The organism is Pseudomonas sp. microsymbiont 2, from assembly GCF_054788395.1.
The window spans coordinates 391,686-414,215 of sequence record NZ_CM139112.1 but is presented as its reverse complement, the minus strand read 5'-3'; the positions used below and the strand labels follow the sequence as shown (position 1 = coordinate 414,215).

General features: G+C 66.1%; 21 protein-coding genes. 13 read left to right on the top strand and 8 right to left on the bottom strand.

Going from position 1 to position 22,530, the window contains the following annotated elements; all coding sequences use genetic code 11:
- The first annotated feature begins 49 nt into the window (after window positions 1-49).
- On the top strand, window positions 50-760 hold the full coding sequence (gene mtgA, locus ACYUME_RS01825; RefSeq protein ID WP_460417925.1) for a monofunctional biosynthetic peptidoglycan transglycosylase: 711 nt from the start codon (window positions 50-52) through the stop codon (window positions 758-760).
- A gap of 159 nt (window positions 761-919) precedes the next feature.
- Here the strand turns inward: mtgA and rpoH are convergent, their stop codons facing one another.
- From rpoH to ftsY, 4 genes are all read right to left on the bottom strand, one after another.
- Entirely contained in the window at window positions 920-1,774 is an 855-nt protein-coding gene (gene rpoH / locus ACYUME_RS01820; RefSeq protein ID WP_460417924.1) for an RNA polymerase sigma factor RpoH, read from the bottom strand.
- Between the two features lie 110 nt (window positions 1,775-1,884).
- Window positions 1,885-2,913, bottom strand: coding sequence for a permease-like cell division protein FtsX (ftsX, locus tag ACYUME_RS01815; protein ID WP_460417923.1), 1,029 nt, complete (start codon window positions 2,911-2,913; stop codon window positions 1,885-1,887).
- The gene (gene ftsE / locus ACYUME_RS01810; protein ID WP_011531723.1) at window positions 2,910-3,581 is read right to left on the bottom strand and encodes a cell division ATP-binding protein FtsE; all 672 of its coding nucleotides are present in this window, start codon (window positions 3,579-3,581) and stop codon (window positions 2,910-2,912) included. Before ftsE ends, ftsX begins: the two co-directional genes overlap by 4 nt.
- Window positions 3,578-5,104 carry a signal recognition particle-docking protein FtsY gene (gene ftsY / locus ACYUME_RS01805; RefSeq protein WP_460417922.1) on the bottom strand — a complete coding sequence of 509 codons (1,527 nt, stop codon included), beginning with the start codon at window positions 5,102-5,104 and terminating at the stop codon, window positions 3,578-3,580. The genes ftsE and ftsY overlap by 4 nt, the downstream gene beginning before the upstream one ends.
- A 234-nt stretch (window positions 5,105-5,338) precedes the next feature.
- Between ftsY and ACYUME_RS01800 the strand changes: the two genes are divergently transcribed.
- From ACYUME_RS01800 to ACYUME_RS01775, 6 genes are all read left to right on the top strand, one after another.
- Window positions 5,339-6,694 (top strand): M16 family metallopeptidase, encoded by a 1,356-nt coding sequence (locus ACYUME_RS01800; protein ID WP_460417921.1) that lies wholly within the window; start codon window positions 5,339-5,341, stop codon window positions 6,692-6,694.
- Window positions 6,687-8,180: a M16 family metallopeptidase gene (locus ACYUME_RS01795; RefSeq protein WP_460417920.1), complete on the top strand. Its 1,494-nt coding sequence runs from the start codon at window positions 6,687-6,689 to the stop codon at window positions 8,178-8,180. Before ACYUME_RS01800 ends, ACYUME_RS01795 begins: the two co-directional genes overlap by 8 nt.
- Window positions 8,180-8,782, top strand: coding sequence for a 16S rRNA (guanine(966)-N(2))-methyltransferase RsmD (gene rsmD / locus ACYUME_RS01790; protein ID WP_460417919.1), 603 nt, complete (start codon window positions 8,180-8,182; stop codon window positions 8,780-8,782). The genes ACYUME_RS01795 and rsmD overlap by 1 nt, the downstream gene beginning before the upstream one ends.
- Window positions 8,783-8,862: 80 nt before the next feature.
- Window positions 8,863-10,152, top strand: a complete 1,290-nt coding sequence (locus tag ACYUME_RS01785) for a M16 family metallopeptidase (protein ID WP_460417918.1) — start codon at window positions 8,863-8,865, stop codon at window positions 10,150-10,152.
- Window positions 10,145-11,500, top strand: coding sequence for a M16 family metallopeptidase (locus ACYUME_RS01780; RefSeq protein WP_460417917.1), 1,356 nt, complete (start codon window positions 10,145-10,147; stop codon window positions 11,498-11,500). Before ACYUME_RS01785 ends, ACYUME_RS01780 begins: the two co-directional genes overlap by 8 nt.
- A gap of 60 nt (window positions 11,501-11,560) precedes the next feature.
- Window positions 11,561-12,553 carry a hydrolase gene (locus ACYUME_RS01775; RefSeq protein WP_460417916.1) on the top strand — a complete coding sequence of 331 codons (993 nt, stop codon included), beginning with the start codon at window positions 11,561-11,563 and terminating at the stop codon, window positions 12,551-12,553.
- Between the two features lie 171 nt (window positions 12,554-12,724).
- Here ACYUME_RS01775 and ACYUME_RS01770 read toward each other — a convergent pair whose 3' ends face one another.
- Both ACYUME_RS01770 and ACYUME_RS01765 read right to left on the bottom strand, forming a co-directional pair.
- Window positions 12,725-13,579: a sulfurtransferase gene (locus tag ACYUME_RS01770; protein WP_460417915.1), complete on the bottom strand. Its 855-nt coding sequence runs from the start codon at window positions 13,577-13,579 to the stop codon at window positions 12,725-12,727.
- A gap of 35 nt (window positions 13,580-13,614) precedes the next feature.
- On the bottom strand, window positions 13,615-14,280 hold the full coding sequence (locus tag ACYUME_RS01765; RefSeq protein WP_279885759.1) for a TetR/AcrR family transcriptional regulator: 666 nt from the start codon (window positions 14,278-14,280) through the stop codon (window positions 13,615-13,617).
- A gap of 144 nt (window positions 14,281-14,424) precedes the next feature.
- Here ACYUME_RS01765 and ACYUME_RS01760 point away from each other — a divergent pair, with 144 nt between their 5' ends.
- The 6 genes from ACYUME_RS01760 to ggt all read left to right on the top strand — a co-directional run bounded on the left by ACYUME_RS01760 (window position 14,425) and on the right by ggt (window position 20,628).
- Window positions 14,425-15,855 carry a coniferyl aldehyde dehydrogenase gene (locus ACYUME_RS01760; RefSeq protein WP_460417914.1) on the top strand — a complete coding sequence of 477 codons (1,431 nt, stop codon included), beginning with the start codon at window positions 14,425-14,427 and terminating at the stop codon, window positions 15,853-15,855.
- A gap of 13 nt (window positions 15,856-15,868) precedes the next feature.
- Window positions 15,869-16,354 carry a twin-arginine translocation pathway signal protein gene (locus ACYUME_RS01755; protein WP_460417913.1) on the top strand — a complete coding sequence of 162 codons (486 nt, stop codon included), beginning with the start codon at window positions 15,869-15,871 and terminating at the stop codon, window positions 16,352-16,354.
- A gap of 41 nt (window positions 16,355-16,395) precedes the next feature.
- The gene (locus ACYUME_RS01750; RefSeq protein ID WP_460417912.1) at window positions 16,396-17,994 is read left to right on the top strand and encodes a GMC family oxidoreductase; all 1,599 of its coding nucleotides are present in this window, start codon (window positions 16,396-16,398) and stop codon (window positions 17,992-17,994) included.
- A 111-nt stretch (window positions 17,995-18,105) separates the two neighbouring features.
- Window positions 18,106-18,585 (top strand): pantetheine-phosphate adenylyltransferase, encoded by a 480-nt coding sequence (coaD, locus tag ACYUME_RS01745; protein WP_279806894.1) that lies wholly within the window; start codon window positions 18,106-18,108, stop codon window positions 18,583-18,585.
- A 109-nt stretch (window positions 18,586-18,694) separates the two neighbouring features.
- Window positions 18,695-18,946, top strand: coding sequence for a YfhL family 4Fe-4S dicluster ferredoxin (locus ACYUME_RS01740; RefSeq protein WP_009396754.1), 252 nt, complete (start codon window positions 18,695-18,697; stop codon window positions 18,944-18,946).
- Window positions 18,946-20,628, top strand: coding sequence for a gamma-glutamyltransferase (gene ggt, locus ACYUME_RS01735; RefSeq protein ID WP_460417911.1), 1,683 nt, complete (start codon window positions 18,946-18,948; stop codon window positions 20,626-20,628). Before ACYUME_RS01740 ends, ggt begins: the two co-directional genes overlap by 1 nt.
- Before the next feature lie 90 nt (window positions 20,629-20,718).
- Here ggt and mutM read toward each other — a convergent pair whose 3' ends face one another.
- Both mutM and ACYUME_RS01725 read right to left on the bottom strand, forming a co-directional pair.
- Window positions 20,719-21,531, bottom strand: coding sequence for a bifunctional DNA-formamidopyrimidine glycosylase/DNA-(apurinic or apyrimidinic site) lyase (gene mutM, locus ACYUME_RS01730; protein ID WP_232854886.1), 813 nt, complete (start codon window positions 21,529-21,531; stop codon window positions 20,719-20,721).
- A 3-nt stretch (window positions 21,532-21,534) separates the two neighbouring features.
- A complete protein-coding gene (locus ACYUME_RS01725) occupies window positions 21,535-22,353 on the bottom strand; it encodes an HDOD domain-containing protein (protein WP_279888466.1) in 819 nt (272 codons plus the stop codon).
- Between the last annotated feature and the right edge of the window lie 177 nt (window positions 22,354-22,530).

Genomic DNA, 22,530 nt, shown 5'->3' with positions numbered 1-22,530 from the left:
GAGGGGTCTGTATAATGGCCCGTTCCAACGGTCCGGCCAAGCCATCACCATGCTGTCATCCCTCCTCCGCCGCCTCTACCGCGCCCTGCTCTGGTTCGCTGCCGGCAGCATTGCCGTGGTGCTGGTACTGCGCTGGGTGCCGCCGCCCGGCACCGCGCTGATGGTCGAGCGCAAGGTGGAGTCGTGGTTCAGCGGCGACCCCATCGACCTGCGGCGCGACTGGACGCCGTGGGAGGACATCTCCGACGAGCTCAAGGTCGCGGTCATTGCCGGCGAGGACCAGAAGTTCGCCAGCCACTGGGGCTTCGACATCCCCGCGATCCAGGCGGCACTGGCCTACAACGAGCGTGGCGGAAAGGTGCGCGGTGCCAGCACCCTGACCCAGCAGGTGGCCAAGAACCTGTTCCTGTGGTCCGGGCGCAGCTGGCTGCGCAAGGGGCTGGAAGCCTGGTTCACCGCGCTGATCGAGCTGTTCTGGTCGAAGGAGCGGATTCTCGAGGTCTATCTGAACAGCGCCGAGTGGGGCCCAGGAGTCTTCGGCGCTCAGGCGGCGGCGCGCTATCACTTCGGCATCGACGCCAGCCGCCTCACGCGGCAACAGGCCGCACAACTCGCGGCGGTGCTGCCAAGCCCGATCAAGTGGAGCGCCAGCCGGCCAAGCGCCTATGTGGCCAGCCGGGCGGGATGGATTCGCCGGCAGATGAGCCAGCTGGGTGGGCCGAGCTACCTGATGCAGCTGGATACTTCGCGCAGGCTTTGAGACGAGCGGGCTTTCGTGGGAGCGAGCTTGCCCCGCGATAGCCTCTTCATTCGCCGCATCGCCATCGCGGGGCAAGCCCGCTCCCACGCGCCACAACACACGAAAAAGCCGCTGCCTCTTGCGAGAACAGCGGCTTTTTTACTCCAAGCCAAGCGCCGATCAGATCGCGATCAGTGCCTTGACCTTGTTCATCGCGTTCTTCTCCAGCTGGCGAATACGCTCGGCCGAAACGCTGTATTTCTCCGCCAGCTCATGCAACGTGGCCTTTTCTTCGGCCAGCCAGCGCTGATAAAGAATATCGCGACTGCGATCGTCCAGGCCTTGCAGCGCTTCATGCAGGTTGCTGGTGGAGTTGTCGCTCCAGTCAGCGTCCTCGAGCTGCACGGCCGGGTCGTAACGGTGGTCTTCCAGGTAATGCGCAGGCGACTGGAAGGCACTGTCGTCATCGGCTTCCGCCGCTGGGTCGAAGGCCATGTCCTGGCCACTCAAGCGGCTTTCCATCTCACGTACTTCACGGGGCTCGACGCCGAGGCTTTCGGCCACGCGATGCACTTCGTCGTTGTTCAGCCAGGCCAGGCGCTTTTTCTGACTGCGCAGGTTGAAGAACAGCTTGCGCTGGGCCTTGGTGGTGGCCACCTTGACGATGCGCCAGTTACGCAGGATGAACTCATGGATCTCGGCCTTGATCCAGTGCACCGCGAAGGACACCAGACGCACGCCCATTTCCGGGTTGAAACGCTTTACCGCCTTCATCAGGCCGACGTTGCCTTCCTGGACCAGGTCGGCCTGGGCCAACCCGTAGCCTGCATAGCTACGGGCGATGTGTACGACGAAACGCAGGTGGGCCATCACCATTTGCCGAGCGGCCTCGAGATCCTGCTCGTAGTAGAGACGCTCGGCCAGTTCACGCTCCTGCTCCGGTGTCAGCAGGGGAATGCTGTTCACCGTGTGCACATAGGCTTCCAGGTTTGCACCGGGAACCAGGGCATAGGCAGGTTGCAACGAATTGGTCATTCAAGTACCTCCGGCTTACAGACTCATGCCTTTTGGGCACTGCCAGCATAGACAAGAAACTGTTGTACAAGTTCCATAATGAAAAATTTGTCAATACTGGCCAAGAAACATTATCGCGGCGCCAGCTCGTTCAGATGACGAGCGACCGCGATCCATGCACCGATATACCCCAACAGCACCGCGCCGATCAAGAGTGAAAGACCGTCCGAAGCGGGAACGCCGCCCAGGGCGAAATCACTGCCGTACAAGCCGGAAAGCCCCACCACCGCGTCGTTGAGCCAGTCCAGGCCGAAGGCCAGGATGCCCCAGGCCAGCACGCCAGCGCCCAGGCCATAGAGCGCGCCCATGTACAGGAAAGGCCGGCGCACATAGCTGTCGGTGCCACCGACGAGCTTGATCACTTCGATCTCGACCCGACGGTTTTCGATATGTAGACGAATTGTGTTACCGATTACTAACAACAATGCGGAAATCAGCATCACCGCCAGGCCGAAGACAAAGCGATCGCCCAGTTTCAGGATCGCCGCCAACCGCTCGACCCACAGCAGGTCCAGTTGTGCCACCTCGACCCGCGGCAACTCGGACAGGCGTTGGCGCAAGGCATCGAGGGCCGGCTTGTCGACCTCGGTCGGCGTCACCACCACCACTCCCGGCAGCGGGTTGTCCGGCAACTCGCGCAAGGCCTCGCCCAGACCGGACTGCTGCTGGAACTCTTCCAGTGCCTGCTCGCGGCTGATGTATTGTGCCTCGGCAACGCCAGGCATGCCCTTGATCTCGTCGCGCAGGGCCTCGCCGTCGCGACTGCTGGCGTCGAGCTTGAGATACAGCGAAATCTGTGCCGCGCGCTGCCACGAGCCGCCGAGCTTCTCGACATTCTTGAGCAGCAGCGACAGGCCCATGGGCATGCTCAGCGCCACGGCCATCACCAGACAGGTGAAGAAGCTGCCGATCGGTTGCTTGCCCAGGCGGCGCAGGCTGTCCGCCAGGCTGGCGCGGTGGCTTTCCAGCCAGGCATGCAGCAGGGTACGGAAATCCGGACCATCGTCGTCATGCTCGCCGCGTTTTTTCTTGCCCGGTTGCGGGTCGGCGGCCTTTGGCGCGACGCGCTCGGAAACCTTGGGTGTACGTGTCGTGCTCATTGTCCGGCCTCCCCATCACCGATCAAGCGGCCGCGTTGCAGCGTCAGCATGCGGTGGCGCATGCGCGCGATCAGCGCCAGGTCGTGGCTGGCGATCAGCACGGTAGTGCCCAGGCGATTGATGTCCTCGAACACGCCCATGATCTCGGCGGCCAGGCGCGGGTCGAGGTTACCGGTGGGTTCGTCCGCCAGCAGCAGGGCCGGCTGGTGGACGATGGCGCGGGCGATGCCGACGCGCTGCTGCTGGCCGGTGGACAGGTCGGCCGGGAACAGCTCGCCCTTGTCGCTCAGCGACACGCGCTCCAGCGCCGAATCCACGCGCTTGGCAATCTCGGCCTTGGACAGCCCGAGAATCTGCAACGGCAGCGCGATGTTGTTGAACACGGTGCGGTCGAACAACAGCTGGTGGTTCTGGAACACCACGCCGATCTGCCGGCGCAGGAACGGAATCTGCGCGTTGCTGATCTGGCCCAGGTCCTGCCCGGCCAGCAGCAGCTTGCCGCTGGTCGGACGCTCCATGGCCAGCAGCAGGCGCAGCAGGGTGCTCTTGCCGGCGCCTGAGTGACCGGTGACGAACAGGAACTCGCCACGCCGCGCCCGGAAGCTCAGTTCGTGCAGGCCGACATGGCCGTTGGGATAGCGCTTGGCTACCTGTTCGAATCGGATCATGAAGGTTCCCGCTCGGCGAACAAAGCCTTGACGAAGGGTTCGGCCTCGAAGGTGCGCAGGTCATCGATACCTTCGCCCACACCAATGAAGCGGATCGGGATGTTGAACTGCTTGGCCAGGGCGAAGATCACCCCGCCCTTGGCGGTGCCATCGAGCTTGGTCAGGGCCAGGCCAGTCAGTTCGACACTCTGGTTGAAGTACTTGGCCTGGCTGATGGCGTTCTGCCCGGTACCGGCATCGAGCACCAGCAGCACCTCGTGCGGCGCCTCGGCGTCGAGCTTGCCGATCACCCGACGGACCTTCTTCAGCTCTTCCATCAGGTTGTCCTTGGTGTGCAGGCGACCGGCGGTGTCGGCGATCAGCACGTCGATATTGCGAGCCTTGGCGGCCTGCACGGCATCGAAGATCACCGAGGCCGAGTCGGCGCCGGTGTGCTGGGCGATCACCGGGATCTGGTTGCGCTCACCCCATACCTGCAGCTGCTCCACCGCCGCGGCGCGGAAGGTGTCGCCTGCGGCGAGCATGACTTTCTTGCCTTCGAGCTGCAGCTTCTTGGCCAGCTTGCCGATGGTGGTGGTCTTGCCGGCGCCGTTCACGCCGACCACCAGGATCACATAGGGCTTGCTCTGCGCCTCGATCTTCAGCGGCTGCTCGACCGGGCGCAGCAGCGCGGCCAGTTCGTCCTGCAGCGACTTGTACAGTGCGTCGGCGTCGGCCAGCTGCTTGCGGGCGACTTTCTGGGTCAGGTTCTGGACGATGGTCGAGGTCGCCTCGACACCGACGTCGGCAGTCAGCAGACGGGTCTCGATCTCATCGAGCAGGTCGTCGTCGATGACCTTCTTGCCGAGGAACAGGCTGGCCATGCCTTCGCCAATGCTGGCGCTGGTCTTGGACAAGCCTTGCTTGAGGCGAGCGAAGAAGCCGGGCTTGTTCGGCTCGGTGGCGGCAGGCACGACGACAGGCTCAGGCTCAGGCTCCGCGACCGGCGGCACCGGCTCGGGCTCGGCCACCGGGACGGCTTCAGCCACCACCATCGGGGCGACTGCCTCAGGGGCCGGGCGCTCGGGGATGGCAGGCGGGGCCTTGGGTTCGAGGTCAGGCACCAGGGCCACCGGCTCTTCCGCGACCGGCAGCACCAGATTGCTGACCGGAGCCGCCAGGGCCGGCTCTGCCACAGCCGTTGGCAGGTCCGCCGCATTCGCGGGCAAGCCCGCTGCCACAGGGGGCGGCGGCACCTGAGCGATTACGGCGACAGGCTCAGGTTCGGTTGGCGCGCCAACCGGCACAGGCTCGGGCGCTTGTGCCGTGGCGACGGGCTCTGGCTGGGCAGGCGCGGGCGCTTCGGGCACCGGCGCGGACTGCTCGGCGACCGGCGCAGACACCACCGGCTCTTCGACAGACGGTTGAGGGGCTTGCGGCTGTTCGGCGACAGGTTGCTCCGGCTTCTTGCGGAACCAGCTGAACAGGCCTTTCTTCTCGCCAGCCGCGGCCGGCGCTTTTTTGTCGTCGTTGGAACCAAACATGGAAGACGGCTATCTCAGGGTAGCGATGGGCCAGCAGTGGCGCATCGGGAATTCTTTACTCACGCAGAACAGACTGCCGGAAAGCCAGCGGGTTCATGCGCAGCGTTTTGTCATATGGGCCTGTGGGCCAGAACGGCGACAGGCATGGTCGCCAGGCAACCGGATCAGTATCCTAGCACCTCCTGGCCCGCCGACGCTAAACCCAAGCGGGCCGCCGAACAGGTTGAACACCGTATGAATGCTCTAGCCCGCCGCGCCGCTGGCCTGTTGCTCGGCACGCTGTGCCTGCCGCTGACGGCCCTCGCCGCCGATGTGCAACCCACCCACGAATTCATCCTCGACAACGGCCTGAAAGTGGTCGTGCGCGAGGACCACCGCGCCCCGGTGGTGGTCTCGCAGATCTGGTACAAGGTCGGCTCCAGCTACGAGACGCCCGGCCAGACCGGCCTGTCCCACGCCCTGGAACACATGATGTTCAAGGGCAGCGCCAAGGTCGGCCCCGGTGAGGCCTCGCGCATCCTGCGCGATCTTGGCGCCGAAGAGAACGCCTTCACCAGCGATGACTACACCGCCTACTACCAGGTGCTGGCCCGCGACCGTCTGCCGGTGGCCTTCGAGCTGGAAGCCGACCGTCTGGCCAGCCTGCGCCTGCCGGCCGACGAGTTCAGCCGGGAAATCGAAGTCATCAAGGAAGAGCGCCGCCTGCGCACCGACGACCAGCCGAACGCCAAGGCCTTCGAGCTGTTCCGCGCCATGGCCTACCCGGCCAGCGGCTACCACACCCCGACCATCGGCTGGATGGCCGACCTCGAACGCATGAAAGTCGAGGAGCTGCGCCACTGGTACGAATCCTGGTACGCACCCAACAACGCCACCTTGGTGGTGGTAGGCGACGTCAAGCCCGAGGAGGTCAAGGCCCTCGCGCAGAAGTACTTCGGCCCCATTGCCAAGCGCTCCGTGCCACCGAGCAAGTTGCCGCTGGAGCTGGCCGAACCCGGCCAGCGCCAGCTTACCCTGCACCTGCGCACGCAGTTGCCCAGCCTGATCTACGGCTTCAACGTGCCGGCCCTGGCCACCGCCAAGGACCCGCGCAGCGTCAACGCCCTGCGCCTGATCTCGGCACTGCTCGACGGCGGCTACAGCGCCCGCATGCCGGCGCGCCTGGAGCGTGGCCAGGAGCTGGTGGCCGGCGCGTCGTCCGGCTACAACGCCTTCACCCGCGGCGACAGCCTGTTCCTGATCTCGGCCACGCCCAACGTGCAGAAGAACAAGACCCTGGCCGAGGTGGAGAAAGGCATCTGGCAACTGCTCGACGAGCTCAAGACCACGCCGCCCACCGCCGAGGAGCTGGAGCGCGTGCGCGCCCAGGTGATCGCCGGGCTGGTCTACGACCGCGATTCCATCAGCAGCCAGGCCACCACCATCGGCCAGCTGGAAACCGTCGGCCTGTCCTGGAAGCTGATCGACAGCGAGCTCGACGATCTCAAGCGCGTGACCCCGGAAGACATCCAGGCCGCCGCCCGCACCTATTTCACCCGCGAACGCCTGAGCGTTGCCCACGTACTGCCCGAGGAGTCCGCCCATGAGTGATCGCAGCGCACCGCGCTACACCCTGTTCGGCCTGGCGATCATCGTGCTGGTGGTGGCGCTCGCCCTGCTGCTGGCGCGCCCGGCCCAGTCCGGCAGCGACAACCCGCCGACCACCGCGGCCCGCCCGGCCAATACCCTGCAATCGCTGGCCGAGCTGGACGGCAAGGCGCCCAACCGCCGCCAGCTGAACATCCAGGACTGGACCACCGCCGAAGGCACCCGCGTGCTGTTCGTCGAGGCCCATGAACTGCCGATGTTCGACCTGCGCCTGACCTTCGCCGCCGGCAGCAGTCAGGACGGCGACACCCCGGGCCTGGCCGCGCTGACCAACGCCATGCTCAACGAAGGCGTGGCCGGCAAGGACGTCACCGCCATCGCCGAAGGCTTCGAAGGCCTGGGCGCCGACTTCGGCAACGGGTCGTACCGCGACATGGCCGTGGCCACGCTGCGCAGCCTCAGCGCCACGGACAAGCGCGAACCGGCGCTGCAACTGTTCACCGAAGTGGTCGGCAAGCCGACCTTCCCTGAGGACGCCCTCAAGCGCATCAAGAACCAGTTGCTGGCCGGTTTCGAGTACGAGAAGCAGAACCCCGGCAAGATCGCCGGCAAGACCCTGTTCGCCAACCTGTACGGCACCCATCCCTACGCCCACCCCAGCGACGGCACGGCCGAGACCATTTCCGGCATCACCCTGGCGCAGCTGCGCGCCTTCCATGGCAAGGCCTACGCCGCTGGCAACGCAGTGATCGCCCTGGTCGGCGATCTCAGCCGCGCCGAGGCCGAGGCCATCGCCGCCCAGGTTTCCGCCGGCCTGCCCAAGGGCCCGGCGCTGGCCAAGCCTGAACAGCCTGTCGCGCCCAAGCCGGGCGTGACTCACGTCGACTTCCCGTCCAAGCAGACCCACTTGATGCTGGCCGAGCTGGGCATCGACCGCAACGATGCCGACTGGCCGGCACTGTCGCTGGGCAACCAGATCCTCGGCGGCGGTGCTTTCGGTACCCGCTTGATGAGCGAAGTGCGCGAGAAACGTGGCCTGACCTACGGCGTGTACTCGGTATTCAGCCCGATGCAGGTGCGTGGTCCGTTCATGATCAACCTGCAGACCCGCGCCGAACTCAGCGAGGGCACGCTCAAGCTGGTCCAGGATATCCTCGCCGACTACCTGAAGAACGGCCCGACGCAACAAGAGCTGGACGACGCCAAGCGTGAACTGGCCGGCAGCTTCCCGCTGTCCAATGCCAGCAACGCCAGTATCGTCGGCCAGCTCGGCGCCATCGGTTTCTACAACCTGCCGCTGAGCTGGCTGGAAGACTTCATGCAGCAGTCCCAGGCGCTGACCGTCGAGCAGGTCAAGGCGGCCATGAGCAAGCACCTCGCGGCGGACCAGCTGGTGATCGTCACCGTCGGGCCGAAGGTAGCGCAGCAGCCGCTGCCAGCCCCCACTGACAAACCCGCCGAGCAGCCGCTCGGCGTACCGGAGCACTAATGGCAAGACCCAACACACCCGCGCGCCCGGCCCCGGGCGCCAGCAAGGGCCCCGGCCAGTTGCGCATCATCGCCGGCGAGTGGCGCAGCCGCCGCCTGGCGGTGCCGGAAGGCGAGGGCCTGCGGCCAACGCCCGACCGCGTGCGCGAGACCCTGTTCAACTGGCTGGCGCCGTACATCGAAGGCGCCCTGGTGCTCGATGCCTTCACCGGCAGCGGCGCCCTGGTGCTCGAAGCACTGTCGCGCGGCGCCGAGAACGCCGTGGCGCTGGACAGCAACCCGGCGGCCATCGCCAACCTCAAGCACAACCTCGAACTGCTGCGCTGCCCGCGCGGACAGATCCTGCAAAGCGATGCCCTGCGCTATCTGCAAGGCCCGGCCAAGCAGCAATTCGACGTCGTGTTCCTCGACCCGCCCTTCCACCAGGACTTGCTGGCCAATGCCTGCAACCTGCTGGAGCAAGGCCAGTGGTTGCGCGAGCAAGCGTGGATCTACACCGAAAGCGAGGCCGCGCCTTCGACGCTGCCGATGCCCGGCAACTGGCGCCTGCACCGCGAGAAGAAGACTGGCCAGGTGCATTACGCGCTATGGCAACGTGGCTGAGCGGCATATCTAAGTAACACCTGCGGCCATGCCGCATCGCTGAAGCTGCTCCTCATTTACCGCAGAGGAGCACTTCAGCCATGTCCAATGCCTCACCGCCATCGCCTGCCGCCTCGGCCGTGCAGCATTTCCAACTCGCCAACGGCCTGCAGGTCTGGCTGCGCCAAGACCCACGAGCGCCAGTGGTCACCGCGCAGCTCTGGTACCACATTGGTTCCAGCGACGAAACACCCGGCAAGACCGGGCTGTCCCATGCCTTGGAGCACCTGATGTTCCAGGGCAGCGGCAAGCTCACGCCCGACCAGTACCAACACGCCATCTCGCGCCTGGGCGCCACGCCGGATGCCTATACGACGAAGGACGGCACCGCGTTCGAGATGAGCCTGCCGGTGCCACGCCTGGAAACCGCGCTGGAGATCCTGGCCGACTCCATGCGCAGTGCCACGCTTGGCGAGTCGGAATTCCCCAAGGTGCTCGACGTTATCAAGGCCGAGCGTCGCAGCCAGATCGACAACAGTGTCGAGCAGATCGCACTCGAACGCATTCGCCAGGCCGCCTATGGCGGCAGCGGCTACGCCACCCCGGTGATCGGCCATGCCGCCGACCTGGAGCGCCTGCGGCTGGAGGATGTGCGTGGCTGGTACGACACGTGGTACTGGCCCAACAATGCCTCGCTCATCGTTGTCGGCGCCATCGGGCTCGACGCCCTGCGAACGCTGGTGGAGCGGCAGTTCTCCGGCATTGCCCAAGGTACCCTGCCCCCCAGGCCACTCCCGCGTCTGGCCCGACCGGCCGCCCAGCAGCGCTTCACCCTCGAACACCCGATCCTCAAGACCGGCGTCGCGATTGCCTTCCCGGCCCCCAGCCTGGCCACGACGACACAGCCAGGTCAGGCGTTCGCGCTACTGTTGCTGCGGGAGGTGCTCGCTAGCCGGCTGCACTGCACGCTAGTGCGCAACAGCCCGGTCCTGTCCTCGGCGAATGTCTATTACAACCCGCTGCAGCGGGGCGATAGCCTGTTCGCCCTGTACGGTTTTCGCAACGACGAAACCGACACCGAACAGGCCCTCGGCCTGGTCAGCCAGCAGATCGAGCGCCTCAGGCAGGCGCCTACCGACACCAGCGAACTGGAACGGCTCAAGGCCCGGCTGATGGCCCAGGAAGTCTTCGCCCAGGACAGCCATGCCGCCCAGGCTTGGCTGCTGGGCCTGTACGCGAGCAGTGGCCTTGACCCTGCGCAAACCACCCAGCGCCTCGACAGCATCCGCGCATTGACCAGCCAGGACATGCGCCAGGCAGCCGAGACCTGCCTGGCGGCAGACTCGGCGAGCGTCATGATCCTGCAAAAGGAGCAGAACCCAGATGAGTGATCTTTCCGTACCTCAAGGCCGAGCGCAGGGCTTCGGCGGACTGACCAGCCTGCCCGCCGAAGGACCGCCGGCGATTCCCGAGGCGAAGCTCGCCATCGAGCAATGGACCACTCCCCAGGGCACCAGGGTGCTATTCGTGGCAGCCAGCCACCTGCCCATGCTGGACCTGAAGCTGCGCTTCGATGCCGGTAGCGCGCACGATGGTCCGCACCCTGGCCTGGCGGCGGTGACCCTGGAGATGATCGACCAAGGGAGCATGAGGTTCACCGGCAAGCAGATCGCCGAAAAGTTGGAGGCCCTTGGCTGCGAACTCTCCAGGGCGTCACGGGCTGAACACAGCACGTTGTCGCTGCGTTGCCTGTCATCGGTCGACTTGCGCAAGCAGGCCATCGACCTGCTGAGCGACATCGTCGGGCGCCCGCTGCTGGCCAACGAGCAGTTGCAAGAAGCCCGGCGCAAATGGCGGGATACGCTGAGCCAGCGCCAGCAGCACCCCGTGTTCGCCTTGCGGCAGGCGCTCTTCGACCAGCTCTACGGCCTGCATCCTTATGCTACTCACTATCTGGGTGGTTCCCTGCGGGAGATCGATGCGATCAGCTCGCAACAGGTCGTCGACTTCTACCACCGCGCCTACTCGGCGCAGAACCTCAGCATCACCCTGGTAGGTGACCTCACCCGGGCCGAGGCCGAACGCCTTGCCCTCGAGATCAGCCATGTCCTGCCCAACGCGGACTTTACCCACGGGCTGCACAGTCCTGCCGAAAACGTGGCCCAGAGCGTTCACATCGAGAGACCTGGCACCAACTGCTGGGCCGGGCTCGCGCTGCCGGTCGAGGCAGAGGACGCTGACCGACCAGCGCTGACGGCGGCCATGCACATTCTCGTGGGGGGGTCGCAGTCGCGCCTGCCCCGAGCCCTGCGGGGCAGGCACGGGACCAGCTACAGCGTGCAGGGCGGTATCATCCGCAACCGCTTCGCCGAAACGTTCACGGTGCAGTGGGACGTTGCCCCCGAGCTGGTCCAGGCCTCCCAGGCATTGGCCGCGCAGGTCATCGCCGAGTTCATCGAGTCGGGGCCATCGGCGTCGGAGCTGAGCCTGGCGCAGGAGGCAATCGCCAGCGAGTGGCTCCGGCAATCGGCGAGCAATGCCGCACTGGCCCATGAATTGAACAACACGGCTCGATTCACCAGCGATCCCGTCCGGACGCTTTCGCAACGCTGGGAGCAACTGCGCAACCTGAACACCGAGGACCTGCGCACGGTACTGGGGCGCTGCCTTTCGCCACAGCGCATGGTCAGGGCCAGCGTCGGCCCTTCGGCCACGCAGCAGGCGCTGCCCGACCAATAGCGCACTTACAGTGGCGGTGTTTCATGGCACTCTAGGAAGGCACATCACGAGCCACCCAGCATGCCCAGCCTCACCGCCACCTTCCGCCCGGCCACTGGCCTGTCCAATCCCCATCTGCAGACGTTGTGGGGCCCGCTCTGGCGCAAGCTCCCGGACCTGGCGCGCGATCGCGAGCGCCTGTGGCTGGCCGACGGCGACTTCCTCGATCTTGACTGGCATGGCCCACATCAGGTCGATGCGCCTCTGGTGCTGGTGCTGCATGGACTGACCGGGTCGTCCAACTCGCCCTATGTCAAAGGCCTGCAACTGGCCCTGCAGGCTCGAGGCTGGGCCAGCGTCGCGGTGAACTGGCGCGGCTGCTCGGGTGAGCCGAACCTGCTGGCGCGCAGCTACCACTCAGGCGCCAGCGAAGACCTGGCCGAGACCATCCGCCATCTGCGCGCCCTGCGGCCACTGGCACCGTTGTATGCGGTTGGCTATTCGCTAGGTGGCAACGTGCTGCTCAAGTACCTAGGGGAAAGCGGCTCGGCCAGCGAACTGCAAGCGGCGGTGGCGGTCTCGGTGCCGTTTCGCCTGGATCAATGCGCCGATCGTATCGGCCTGGGCTTCTCGAAGATCTACCAGGCGCACTTCATGCGCGAGATGCTGGCCTACGTGCAAGACAAGCAACGGCACTTCCATGACAACGGCCACCACGAAGGCCTGGCCGCGATCGAGCGCCTGGGTTCGCTGCGCAACCTACGCACCTTCTGGGACTTCGATGGCAAGGTCACCGCGCCACTCAACGGTTTCAGCGATGCCCACGACTACTACCGCCGGGCATCCAGTCGTTACTACCTGGGAGAAAACCGCACGCCAACGCTGATCATCCATGCCAGCGACGATCCCTTCGTGTTCGGCCACAGCCTGCCGAACGCCAATGAGCTGGCGGCCGGGACCCAGTTCGAACTGCACAGCCGGGGTGGGCATGTGGGATTCGTGGATGGCAGCCTGCGCAATCCGGGGTATTACCTGGAACGGCGGATTCCGCAGTGGCTGGTCGACGGGCGCTAGACCCCATCCTGGGATATGGAGAGGGCTTGCCCCGCGATCGCAATGCCGCCCTCGCAGCCAGCCCTTTCAAGGTCGTTGCAGGTGTGAGGGCTATCGACCGAGTTGGGGTCGCAAGGTGTTCGCCGATAGATTTGCAGCGGACACCTTGAAAGGGATACCCCACAGCGAAGCTCAGTCGCCCGTCGCCACGCCACGCTGCGGATCATTGATCCATTCGCTCCACGACCCGGCATACAACCGACCCAGCGGGTACCCCGCCAAAGCCAGCGCAAACAGATTGTGGCAAGCCGTCACGCCAGAGCCGCAATAGGCCACCAGGTCATCTGGAGAACGCCCCGCCAGTTGCTCGGCGAACCGCTGCTTGAGCTTGTCGGCCTGCAGAAAACGCCCATCGGCGCCAAGGTTGTCGGTGAACGCCGCGCACTGCGCCCCCGGAATATGCCCAGCCACCGGGTCGATCGGTTCCACCTCGCCGCGAAAACGCGGCAGCCCACGGGCATCGATCAAGGTCAGCGCGGGATCACCCAGGCGCTTGCCAAGGTGCGCGGCATCGATCAGCAGCTTCATGTCCGGCTCCCCGCTGATGTTGCCCTCGCGGCGCACCGGCGAGTCCAGGCTCAACGGCAGGTGCGCGGCATGCCAGGCCTTGAGCCCGCCATCGAGGATGAACACTGCGTCGCGCTTGCCAAGCCAGGCCAGCAGCCACCAAGCCCTGGCGGCGAAAGCGCCCGGGCCGTCGTCGTAGAGCACCACCTGGCTGTCGTTGTCCACGCCCCATTCGCGTAGGCGCTCTACCAGCCGATGCGGATTCGGCAGCGGATGACGCCCGGTATGGCCCTTGATCACTGGGCCGCTCAGGTCACGTTCGAGATCGGCGAAGTGTGCCCCGGCGATATGCCCCTCGGCATAGCTGCGTTGGCCGTAGTCGATATCTTCCAGGGCAAAGCGGCAATCGAGGATCACCAGGCCGGGCGCGTCCAGGCGCTCGGCCAGCTGTTGCGGGGTGATCAGTTGCGCAAGGGGCATGACAATCTCCTGATGAATGGCTCGAAGACCCCGGATCAGTGCTCCAGGGCCTGGTTGAACGGGACGTGGAACTCATCGCACAACGCCTGCACCGCAGCACTCGAGCCCGGGGTGACATACCCCAGCTCCAGCACCACCACCTGATAGACGCCGCGCATGAACGCTTCTTCACCCAGGTGCGCGGAGTGCTCCCGGGTGGTGCTGAGAAAGCGCACCCAGGAGGTCAGCACGATCCACGCGTTGATGGTCAGCGACTCGATCTGCGCGGCATCCATGGCCAGGATGCCGGCCTCGACGAAGCCGCGGTAGATCGCCTGGCCCTGCTGCAGGCAGCGCCGGGAAAAGCGCCGGTAGCGGGCGGCCAGTTCCGGATCGCTTTCGAGCAGGTGCTCGAGGTCGCGGTGCAGGAAGCGGTAGTTCCACATCGCCGCCAGCAGCGCCTTGAGGTAGAAGCGCTTGTCCTCGACGGTGGCGACACGCCCCTGGGGCGGGCGCAGGAAGCTGTCCACCAGCTCTTCGTACTGACTGAACAGCAGGGCGATGATCGCCTGCTTGTTGGGGAAGTGGTAGTACAGGTTGCCGGGCGAGATCTCCAGGTGCGCGGCGATGTGGTTGGTGCTGACGCAACGTTCGCCCTGCTGGTTGAACAGCTCCAGGCTGCTCTGCACGATGCGCTCTCGGGTGTTCATGCGCGGGGCCATGCTCAGCTCCAGTCTCAAGCTCCAATGATCGGTCCCATCTTACGGCTTCCAGCGCGTACGGGCACCGCCAACCCGGTGAAAAATAATGCACGATGGTGCCAATTAGAGTATATGCTCTATTCACTCACCCCGCCTGGAGCCGCCATGACCTCGCCTGCCGTTCTCCCCGTCGTGCAATCCGACCTCGACCTGCCAGCGACGTTCGACGCCCAGCGCCAGGCATTCGCCGGCAATCCCATGCCGCCGGCCGCACAGCGCCGGCAGTGGCTCAGGAGCTTGCGCGAGGCGCTGCTGGCCGAACAGGAGACCTTGATCGCGGCCATCGATGCCGACTTCAGCGGGCGCAGCCGCGACGAGACCCTGATCGCCGAACTGATGCCGTCGATCATGGGCCTGCGCGATGCCGAAAAGCAGCTCGGGCGCTGGATGCGGCCCTCGCGACGCAAGGTCGGCCTGGCCTTCCAGCCCGCCAGCGCGCGGGTGCAGTACCAACCGCTGGGCGTGGTAGGGGTCATCGTGCCGTGGAACTACCCGCTGTTCCTCGCCATCGGCCCGCTGACCGGCGCCCTGGCGGCGGGCAACCGGGTCATGCTCAAGCTCAGCGAATCCACGCCGGCCACCGGCCAGGCGCTCAAGACCCTGCTCGAGCGCGTGTTCCCCAGCGACCTGGTCAGCGTGGTGCTGGGCGAGGTGGAGGTCGGCCAGGCCTTCGCCCGCCTGCCGTTCGATCACCTGCTGTTCACCGGCGCCACCAGTGTCGGCCGTCATGTGATGCTGGCCGCCGCGCAGAATCTCACCCCGGTGACCCTGGAACTGGGCGGCAAATCGCCGGCGATCGTCTCCAGCGACGTGCCGCTGGACACCGCCGCCGAGCGCATCGCCTTCGGCAAGACCCTCAACGCAGGCCAGACCTGCGTCGCGCCTGACTATGTGCTGGTGCCCCGCGCGCGCCTGGAGCCCTTCGCCGACGCCTACCGACGCGCCGTGCAGCGCTTCTATCCGCGCATCACCGACAACCCCGACTACAGCGCGATCATCAACGAGCGCCAACTCGCACGCCTGAATCACCTGCTGCAGGACGCCCGCGAGCACGGCGCGCAGGTGCTCGACCTGTACCCCGACGAGCCACGCCAGGGCCGCCAGCTGCCGCCGCACTTGCTGCTGCAGGTGAACGACAGCATGCAGGTGATGCAGGACGAGATCTTCGGCCCGTTGCTACCGCTGGTGCCCTACGACCGCCTGGATGACGCGCTGGCCTACATCAACCAGCGCCCTCGTCCCCTGGCGCTCTACTACTTCGGCTACGACCGCGGGGAGCAGGCCCGGGTGCTGCGCGATACCCACTCCGGCGGCGTCTGCCTCAATGACACCCTGCTGCACGTGGCCCAGGATGACCTGCCATTCGGTGGTATCGGACCCTCCGGCATGGGCCACTACCATGGCCATGAAGGCTTCCTGACCTTCAGCAAGGCCAAGGCCGTGCTGGCCAAGCAGCGCCTCAATGCCGCCAGGGCGATCTACCCGCCTTATGGCAAAGCCTTGCAGCGTCTGGTCTACAAACTGTTCATCCGCTGAGGGCAGGCACGGTATGCAGCGTCGCGACCTGCTCAGATTCAGCCTGGGCGCCAGCCTGTTCCTCGGCGCCACCAGCCTGGTCGGCTGCTCGAAGCAGACGGCCTCGCCCGGTTACCACGTCCTGCGCGATGACGACCTGCCCCTGCTGCAGGCCCTGGCTCCCATAATCCTGGCGGGCACCCAGGCCTCCACGGAGCAGGTACTGAAAAGCCTCGACCACAAACTGGCGGCTCTTTCACCGGCCATGCTCAAGCTGACCCGGCAGTTGTTCGACGTGCTCACCCTGCCCTTGACCCGAGGCCCACTGACCGGCATCTGGGGCGGCTGGGCCAGCGCCACCAGCAACGATGTGGAAGATTTTCTCGAACGTTGGCGCGACAGCTCACTGGACCTGCTGCGCCAAGGGCATGCCTCGCTGCTGCAACTGCTGCTCATGGCCTGGTACGAACGCCCCGAGTCATGGGCCGCCTGTGGCTACCCAGGCCCACCGAAGATCTGACCCTCCCACAGGGATGCCCTCGCTCTCCTGGAGACCTGCCAATGCCCGTCCCCGATCCGTTTCGCCAAGGCCTGGAAAGAGGCTGGACCACTCACGACGGCTCACGCCTGGAGCAGGACCAGACCCTCGAAGCCGACGTCGCCATCATCGGCAGCGGCGCGGGCGGCGCCACCACCGCCGAACGGCTCAGTGCGGCGGGTTTCAAGGTACTGCTGATCGAGGAAGGCCCGCTCAAGACCAGCAGCGACTTCCATCTGCTGGAGCATGAAGCCTACGCCGAGCTCTACCAGGAAGGCCTGGGCCGGCTGAGCAAGGATGGCGCCATCACCATCCTGCAAGGCCGCGCGGTGGGCGGCACCACCCTGGTCAACTGGACGTCGAGCTTCCGCACGCCTGCACAGACCCTGGCGCACTGGGCCCGGGAACATGGCGTCAAAGGCCTGGACAGCGAGGCGATGGCACCCTGGTTCGAGCGCATGGAGCAGCGCCTGGGCATCATCCCCTGGCCGGTGCCGCCGAACGCCAACAACGATGTCCTGCGTCGCGGCTGCGAGGCGCTGGGTCACCGCTGGGCGGTGATCCCACGCAACGTGCGCGGATGCTGGAACCTGGGCTACTGCGGCATGGGCTGCCCGGTCAACGCCAAGCAGTCGATGCTGGTCACCAGCATCCCCGCCACCCTGGAACACGGTGGCGAGTTGCTCTACCTGGCCCGCGCCGAGCGCTTCAGCCACGACGGCCAGCGCATCGACCACCTGCAGTGCCTGGCACTGGACCGCCAGGGCATCCAACCCACCGGCCGCCAGATCAAGATCCGCGCCGGCCACTACGTACTGGCCGGCGGCGGCATCAACAGCCCGGCGCTGCTGCTGCGCTCCGACGCCCCTGACCCGCACCAGCGCCTGGGCAAGCGTACCTTCCTGCACCTGGTCAACTTCAGCGCCGCGCAGTTCGAGACGAAGATCGACCCCTATTACGGCGCGCCGCAGTCGATCTACAGCGACCAGTTCCAATGGCAGGACGGCATCACCGGCCCGATCGGCTACAAGCTCGAGGTCCCGCCGTTGCACCCGGCCCTGGCCAGCACCCTGCTCGGAGGGCATGGCCGGGACAATGCCCTGCGCATGGCCGAACTACCGCATACCCATGTGATGCTGGCGCTGCTGCGCGATGGTTTCCACCCTGACAGCCCGGGCGGCCAGGTGGAGCTGCGCGGCGATGGCTCGCCGGTACTCGACTACCCTGTCACCGACTACCTGCGCGACGGGCTGCGCCGGGCCTGGCACAGCATGGCGCAGATCCAGTTCGCCGCGGGTGCCCGCCAGGTGATGCCGGTACACGGCGATGCCCGCTACGTCACCGACGCGACACAGGCGCAGGCCATGATCGACAAGCTACCCCTGGAGCTGCTGCGCATGCGCCTGGGCAGTGCCCATGTCATGGGCGGCTGCGCCCTGGGCGAGGACCCGCGCCAGGCGGTGTGCGACAGCCTGGGCCGGCATCACCAGCTGGAAAACCTGTCGATCCACGACGGCTCGCTGTTCCCCACCAGCATCGGCGCCAACCCACAGCTTTCGGTCTACGCCCTGACCGCCATGCTCAGCGAGGCGCTCATCGGCCGCCTGGCACCCGGCACATGACAGCCAATACCCATGCTGTCTATAGTGCCATCGGCCAGCCACGCGACTTGGCCGGGCGCAATCGCTGCGCTACCATCCGACTCCCCAACGCACTCCAGCCAGGATGACGCGATGAACCGAGTGTTGTACCCGGGTACTTTCGACCCCATTACCAAAGGCCATGGCGACCTGGTCGAGCGCGCCTCGCGGCTGTTCGACCACGTGATCATCGCCGTGGCGGCCAGCCCGAAGAAAAACCCCCTGTTCCCGCTGGAGCAACGGGTGGCGCTGGCCCGCGAGGTCACCAAGCACCTGCCCAATGTCGAAGTCATCGGCTTCTCCACCCTGCTGGCGCATTTCGCCAAGGAGCAGGGCGCCAATGTCTTCCTGCGTGGCCTGCGCGCGGTCTCGGACTTCGAGTACGAGTTCCAGCTGGCCAACATGAACCGTCAGCTGGCGCCGGACGTCGAGAGCCTGTTCCTGACGCCATCGGAGCGCTACTCGTTCATTTCCTCGACCCTGGTCCGGGAAATCGCCGCGCTGGGCGGCGATATCACCAAGTTCGTCCACCCCGCCGTGGCCGACGCCCTGACCGAACGCTTTCGCAAGTAGGCTTCGCGTCCACGATGTCGCGCCCGCGTGCACTGCGGGCGCGAATCCGGCACAATTGCGCCCATCGCTTTGAAACATGCCCGGGCCCGATGCCCAGGCCGGAGTCCCCATGTCCCTGATCATCACCGACGATTGCATCAACTGCGACGTCTGCGAACCCGAGTGCCCGAACGCCGCCATCTCGCAAGGCGAAGAGATCTACGTGATCGACCCCAACCTGTGCACCCAGTGCGTGGGCCACTACGACGAGCCACAGTGCCAGCAGGTCTGCCCGGTGGACTGCATCCCCCTGGATGAAGCCCACCCGGAAACCGAAGAAGAGCTGATGGCCAAGTACCGTCGGATCACCGGCAAAGCCTGATGCCGTTCGTCGCGGCACTGCGCCATGCCGTCGCCGGCGCCGTCCTCGCGCTGCTGGCGACCGGCGCCCTGGCCGAAGGCCCGGGCCGGGCGGCGATCGCCAGCCCGCACAGCGAAGCCACCGCCGCCGCCGCGCAGATCCTGCGACAGGGCGGCAACGCCTTCGATGCCGCCGTGGCCATCGGCGCCGCGCTGGCCGTGGTCGAACCCTACGGCTCGGGCCTGGGAGGCGGTGGTTTCTTCCTTCTGCGCGAAAGTGCCGATACCCCTCGCTATGCCTTCCTCGATGCCCGTGAGCGCGCCCCCGCAGCCGCCCGGGCGGACATGTACCTGAAGGACGGCAAGGTCCAGCCGGGCCTGTCGATCAACGGGCCGCTGGCCGCCGCCATTCCCGGCCTACCCCAGGCGCTGGCCGACCTTGCCGCCAGCCATGGCAGGCTGCCGCTCAAGGACAGCCTGGCCCCGGCCATTCGCCTGGCCAACCAAGGCTTCGCCGTCGATCGCGTCTACCGCGACCGCGCCACCATGCGCCTGAGTGCCTTGCGTGACGACCCCGAGAGCGCCCGGCTGTTTCTTACCGCCAACGACGTGCCGGCCTTGGGCACGGTGATTCGCCAGCCGGAGCTGGCCGCGACCCTGCAGCGCATGGCCGAGCAGGGTCGCGATGGTTTCTACCGAGGGCCGATGGCCGAGCGCCTGGTCGCGGGCGTGCGCACGGCGGGCGGGGTCTGGAGCCTGGATGATCTGAGCGGCTATCGCACCGTCTGGCGTGAACCGCTGCGCTACCCACTGGCCGACCAGCGCGAGCTGATCAGCAGCCCGCCGCCTTCGGCCGGCGGCATCGCCCTGGCCCAGAGCCTGGCCATGCTCCAGCGCCTGCCCTGGCAGAGCGCCGAGCCGGTGCAGCGCAGCCATTACGTGATCGAGGTCCTGCGCCGCGCCTACCGTGACCGTGGCCTGCTGGGCGATCCGGACTATGTGAGCAACCCGGTCAACCGCTTGCTGGCGCGCCAGTACCTCACCGGGCTGGCCGACAGCATCGACGTGCGCCAGGCCACCCCCAGCAGCGCCCTGCCGCCCTCCCCGGCCTGGCGTGAAGGCGATCACACCACGCATTTCGCGGTGATCGACGCCGAGGGCAATGCCGTGTCCGCCACGCTGTCGGTCAACCTGCCGTTCGGCGCCGCGTTCAGCGTGCCGGGCACCGGCGTGGTGCTGAACAACGAGATGGACGATTTTGCCGCCGATCCCGGCGGCAGCAACAGCTACGGCCTGGCCGGCAGCCAGGCCAACGCAGTGGCGGCGGGCAAGCGGCCCTTGTCGAGCATGAGCCCGACCTTCATCGAAAGCCCCAGCCAGTTCGCCAGCTTCGGCACCCCGGGCGGCAGCCGGATTCCGAGCATGGTGCTGCTGTCGGTGCTGGGGTTCCTGGAAGGCAGGCCGGTGGCCGAGTGGCCGGCGACGCCGCGCTACCACCATCAGTACCTGCCGGATGTGGTGGAGCATGAACCGGGGACGTTCAGTGCAGGGCAGAAAGCCGAGCTTGAAGGGCGTGGGTATCGGCTGAAGGATGTTGGGCGCCAATACGGGAATCAGCAGGTGCTGTACTGGGACAAGGCTGGCGGGACCGTGGAGGCGGCCAGTGATCCCAGGGGTGTAGGCCAGGCGGCGGTAGTCGACTGATCCGGCCCTATCGCGGGGCAAGCCCGCTCCCACGACTGGCTTGGCTCGCTTTCGTGGGAGCGGGCTTGCCCCGCGATAGGGCCTGAAGCATTAACGCTGGCATTTCGGGCAGAACACGCTCGCCCGCTGCCCCAGCTTCACTTCACGCAACTCGGTGCCACACAGCTTGCACGGCTGGCCACCGCGTCCATAAACGAACAATTCCTGCTGGAAGTACCCCGGCTGCCCATCGCCACCGATGAAATCGCGCAGGGTCGTGCCGCCCTGCTCGATGGCCGCCGCCAGCACTCGCTTGATCTCGATCGCCAGCTTCAGGTAACGCGCCCGGGAGATCCCGCCCGCCTCGCGGCGCGGGTCGATCCCGGCGGCGAACAACGCCTCGGTGGCGTAGATGTTGCCCACGCCCACCACCACCGCGTTGTCCATGATGAACGGCTTGACCGCCATCGACCGCCCGCGGGACAGCTGGAACAGCCGCTCGCCGTCGAACAGATCGGTCAACGGCTCCGGCCCCAGGCGGATCAGCAGCTCGTGGTTGAGTGGATCGAGGCTCCAGAGCATGGCGCCGAAGCGACGCGGGTCGGTGTAGCGCAGCATCAGCCCCGATTCGAGCTCGATATCCACATGTTCGTGCTTGGCCGCAGGCAGCCCCAGCTCGACCAGGCGCAGGTTGCCCGACATGCCCAGGTGGCTGATCAAGGTGCCGACCTCGGCATTGATCAACAGGTACTTGGCTCGACGCTCGACGCTGACGATGCGCTGGCCCGACAGGCGCACGTCGAGATCCTCCGGGATCGGCCAGCGCAGGCGCCGGTCGCGTACCACCACGCGGCTGACGCGCTGACCTTCAAGGTGCGGCGCGATACCCCGCCGCGTGGTCTCGACCTCTGGCAACTCCGGCATGGCTCAGTGCCCACCCATTTCGCGAATGTTGTGCTTGAGCTGCTCGAAGTCGTATTCGGTCAGGCCGATGTAGTCCAGCACCAGCGACCCGACCACGTTCCACTCGTGGTCCTCGCTCTGGTTGCCGAGCACGCGGTAGGACGCGCAGATGTGCTCGGCCATCTTCAGCACCGCCAGCAGGTTCTTCAGCTGGGTCTGGGTGTTGCGCGAAGACTCGTCGCGAAACACCGCCAGGGCGTTGTGGTGGTTGGCGATGGCAGCGCTGATGTGCTCGGGCAGGCGCCAGGACTTGGCGGTGAAGTAGCCGACCACCGAGTGGTTGGTGTTGAACACGCGGTTCTCGGTGTCCACCACGCGGACTTCGTCATTGGCCTTGGCGTAGGACTCTTCCAGCACGTCCATGTAGTTGGGGAAGCGCTTGTGCATCAGCGGCACGCCGCAGTCGTGGAACAGGCCCAGGGTATAGGCCTCGTCCACCGCCTGGATGCCAGTGCGCTTGGCCAGGGTCAGGCAGGTCATGGCCACGTCCTGGGCGGTGTCCCAGAAAGGATTGAGGGTGACGATGGTCTCGTCGCTCATCTCGCCCTTGATCGACTGGGCGTTGATCAGGTTGATGATCGAGCGGCTGCCCAGCAGGTTCACCGCGCGCTGGATCGAGCCGATCTTGTTCGACAGGCCGAACTGCGCCGAATTGACCAGTTTGAGCAGGGCGCCGGACAGGCCCGGGTCCTGGCTGATCAGCTTGGCGATGGTCTCCAGGTCCGGGTCGGGCATGTACTGCTCGAACTGCAGGTCGACCATGATCTGCGGCTGCGGCGGAATGGTGATGCCTTGCAAGGCTTGCTGGATCTGTTCGGCGGTAAGTTCCTGGGACATGGGTACGCACTCGGTAAGGACGGAGGATTCTAACCCTGTACGCCGGCAGGGCAACTATCAGTGGATCGTTGGATCCAAGCTTTTCTTTAACGTGGGAGCGGGCTCCACAGCGCATCGGGGGCC

Coding starts and splice junctions, on each gene's coding strand:
- mtgA (WP_460417925.1), top strand. CDS start 50: ATGCTGTCATCCCTCCTCCGCCGCCTCTACCGCGCCCTGCTCTGGTTC.
- rpoH (WP_460417924.1), bottom strand. CDS start 1,774: ATGACCAATTCGTTGCAACCTGCCTATGCCCTGGTTCCCGGTGCAAAC.
- ftsX (WP_460417923.1), bottom strand. CDS start 2,913: ATGAGCACGACACGTACACCCAAGGTTTCCGAGCGCGTCGCGCCAAAG.
- ftsE (WP_011531723.1), bottom strand. CDS start 3,581: ATGATCCGATTCGAACAGGTAGCCAAGCGCTATCCCAACGGCCATGTC.
- ftsY (WP_460417922.1), bottom strand. CDS start 5,104: ATGTTTGGTTCCAACGACGACAAAAAAGCGCCGGCCGCGGCTGGCGAG.
- ACYUME_RS01800 (WP_460417921.1), top strand. CDS start 5,339: ATGAATGCTCTAGCCCGCCGCGCCGCTGGCCTGTTGCTCGGCACGCTG.
- ACYUME_RS01795 (WP_460417920.1), top strand. CDS start 6,687: ATGAGTGATCGCAGCGCACCGCGCTACACCCTGTTCGGCCTGGCGATC.
- rsmD (WP_460417919.1), top strand. CDS start 8,180: ATGGCAAGACCCAACACACCCGCGCGCCCGGCCCCGGGCGCCAGCAAG.
- ACYUME_RS01785 (WP_460417918.1), top strand. CDS start 8,863: ATGTCCAATGCCTCACCGCCATCGCCTGCCGCCTCGGCCGTGCAGCAT.
- ACYUME_RS01780 (WP_460417917.1), top strand. CDS start 10,145: ATGAGTGATCTTTCCGTACCTCAAGGCCGAGCGCAGGGCTTCGGCGGA.
- ACYUME_RS01775 (WP_460417916.1), top strand. CDS start 11,561: ATGCCCAGCCTCACCGCCACCTTCCGCCCGGCCACTGGCCTGTCCAAT.
- ACYUME_RS01770 (WP_460417915.1), bottom strand. CDS start 13,579: ATGCCCCTTGCGCAACTGATCACCCCGCAACAGCTGGCCGAGCGCCTG.
- ACYUME_RS01765 (WP_279885759.1), bottom strand. CDS start 14,280: ATGGCCCCGCGCATGAACACCCGAGAGCGCATCGTGCAGAGCAGCCTG.
- ACYUME_RS01760 (WP_460417914.1), top strand. CDS start 14,425: ATGACCTCGCCTGCCGTTCTCCCCGTCGTGCAATCCGACCTCGACCTG.
- ACYUME_RS01755 (WP_460417913.1), top strand. CDS start 15,869: ATGCAGCGTCGCGACCTGCTCAGATTCAGCCTGGGCGCCAGCCTGTTC.
- ACYUME_RS01750 (WP_460417912.1), top strand. CDS start 16,396: ATGCCCGTCCCCGATCCGTTTCGCCAAGGCCTGGAAAGAGGCTGGACC.
- coaD (WP_279806894.1), top strand. CDS start 18,106: ATGAACCGAGTGTTGTACCCGGGTACTTTCGACCCCATTACCAAAGGC.
- ACYUME_RS01740 (WP_009396754.1), top strand. CDS start 18,695: ATGTCCCTGATCATCACCGACGATTGCATCAACTGCGACGTCTGCGAA.
- ggt (WP_460417911.1), top strand. CDS start 18,946: ATGCCGTTCGTCGCGGCACTGCGCCATGCCGTCGCCGGCGCCGTCCTC.
- mutM (WP_232854886.1), bottom strand. CDS start 21,531: ATGCCGGAGTTGCCAGAGGTCGAGACCACGCGGCGGGGTATCGCGCCG.